Origin of the sequence: Thermogutta sp. (assembly GCF_039793925.1) — a bacterium.
Taxonomy (GTDB): domain Bacteria; phylum Planctomycetota; class Planctomycetia; order Pirellulales; family Thermoguttaceae; genus Thermogutta.
Genome location: NZ_JBAMME010000269.1, coordinates 34,957 through 37,076, shown reverse-complemented (window position 1 = coordinate 37,076; position 2,120 = coordinate 34,957). Strand labels below are relative to the sequence as shown.

2 protein-coding genes and 1 pseudogene are annotated in these 2,120 nt (G+C 56.7%); all 3 read right to left on the bottom strand.

The genetic code is table 11. The annotated features are described in order from the left end of the window. A pseudogene (locus ABJK56_RS13540) lies at window positions 1–621 on the bottom strand (hypothetical protein); the annotation flags it as partial. A gap of 452 nt (window positions 622–1,073) precedes the next feature. Continuing rightward, on the bottom strand, window positions 1,074–1,799 hold the full coding sequence (locus ABJK56_RS13535; protein WP_347245200.1) for a ThuA domain-containing protein: 726 nt from the start codon (window positions 1,797–1,799) through the stop codon (window positions 1,074–1,076). Window positions 1,800–1,805: 6 nt separating this feature from the next. Beyond that, window positions 1,806–2,015: a hypothetical protein gene (locus ABJK56_RS13530; RefSeq protein WP_347245199.1), complete on the bottom strand. Its 210-nt coding sequence runs from the start codon at window positions 2,013–2,015 to the stop codon at window positions 1,806–1,808. Between the last annotated feature and the right edge of the window lie 105 nt (window positions 2,016–2,120).

Sequence of the window (2,120 nt, the reverse complement as noted above, 5' to 3'; positions counted from 1 at the left end):
CAGCGAGAGGATCAAGTCACTCTTTCCCGTTTCCAAATCCACACGCCAGATTCCCGAGTTTTCAGGCGCAGACACGTTCACGTATGGATCGGGGATGCCGTTATATCCATAACCCGGACGGGCCCATCCCAGACGGCGGAAGTCCGTTGTGACGGCTGTGCGCCCATCCGGCGAAAGCGCATAAACGGGGATGGGAATTGTTCGGCATCGACCCGTGTGCGCATTCAATATTCGGGCAACGTAATGATCTCCTTCGCGGTCGTTGAAAACCACTTCAGAATCACTACCCGGGCGCCACTGAAGCATGCATCCCTGTTGCCAGGACCATGCGGTTGTCCGGGCCAAGGGTATCCACTCATCGTGATTATCGAGATCGATCATACCCAGCGTAATAGCATCGTCCGAACGGGGAGAGCGGTGTTCGAAATCGACCTCCATTCCCAAAACATAACGGTCGTTGGGGTCGAACTGAAACTTATCGTAGTATCCGAACCAGTGATAGCCCGGCGGTCGCGTCAGGGGGCGAATTGGAGCCTGGTAAGTGGGTCGCCAGCGTAAGGATGACCCCGCTGCGAAAGCCAGGCTTAAGCCGAGCCATTCGCGACGCGATAATCGATCCATTCTCCGAACCTTGCCTGTAAGTGCCCGAAAACAAGTAACCTCGTCTGTTCAAGTGCTGCAATATGTTTGTGGCCCGACGCGTCGGCATCGGTATTGTAACGCCGGGATTCGAGGCCCGTAACCCAGGGAATATAAGGATACAGCAATACGTCTGTTCCGCGATGAGGGTTGGATAACTCACATGGCTTATTGCCCAAGCGCACCCCCGAAGCGGCATTTGGACGGGGAAGGGTATTGGGGGATTGCAAATACGATAGATCGAACGGAAAGCCATGGGCTCCGAAAGCGAGTTCTAGAGTCAATCGCGTTGTTGCCCAGCACTCTCTTTCTTCCGCCTTTAAGGAGTGTCTCCCAGACACCAGCGCAGACCCTTGACCAGCATCTCCTGCACGGCGGGAAGTTCCAGGGCTTCCCGATTATGCCCGTTCGCCAGATAACACATGCGGCCCTTTTTATAAAACCGTGTGAAACCATGCACCGAGCGTCGCTCGCCCATTACTGCCTCTAAAAAAAATGTCGGCGTCGGGAACATGCATCTGTGGCCAATGGCGCTCGTCGGAAATATCGCGGCGTGAAACCGCCGCAGCGACTGGATTTGAACGGCGGACCACTTCCACGGTGTAATCCTCACGTTCCGGTTCGTGGCCGGCATAGCTGGCCCCCAGAACCTCGTGATAGAGAGCTGGCCTTCCATCTAGGGCTTTGAGGGCCGTTGCATTATGGATCGCCAAATACCCGCCACCGCTCGCTACGAATCCCGCGATAGCCTCCTCCTGTTGCTCCGTCAGCCAAAACACACGTTCCCTCCCAAAAGGGTGATTCTCGGTAGGCGACGGCCACAGCATTCCATCGCGGAGAACCACCAGGGTGTCGTATTGTCCGAGAAGTTCGGAATTCAGAAGGCGAACATCATACACGAACCGCACTTCAACTCCCGCCTTTTGAAAGGCCTTTTCCAGCGCCAGGCGAATATAACCCGGGTGATGGTAGCGGTCGCCGATCAGTGCCACTGCCCGCGGATGAACTGCCGGAGGTTGGGATGCGCGTGTCAGGGAGTTGTACATCCTCGAGATGATCTCTGGCGAGGCTTTCAGGGGGACGCCCATCTGCAGAGCGGCCCCCGCCAGCTGCGCGGCTGTGGTATCCAGCGACCGCCCCAGGGAGATTTGATACGCCACGGCGTCTCAAACCACGATGGCCTGGCTCTGGGTTAGCTGAGCGAACTGTTCACTCAACTCTTCCACGCAGAGGTCGCTCCCGGTCAATCGATCTCCCACCGCCTCCTGTGCCCATGCGGGAGAAACCGCGAGGATCAACTCGGTCATCCAGAGAGTGCCACGCGTCACTCCGCTGCCATACTTACGTCCCCAAACCCATTGCGCATGCTCTCTCATCTGACCCCTCCAAAGAATCGTCGTTCACAGAAAGTTCCCTGGAAGCCGAATGAAGCCCCATCAACCCTGTCCAGATCTTCGGCATCCCACTGATATACAACCCAT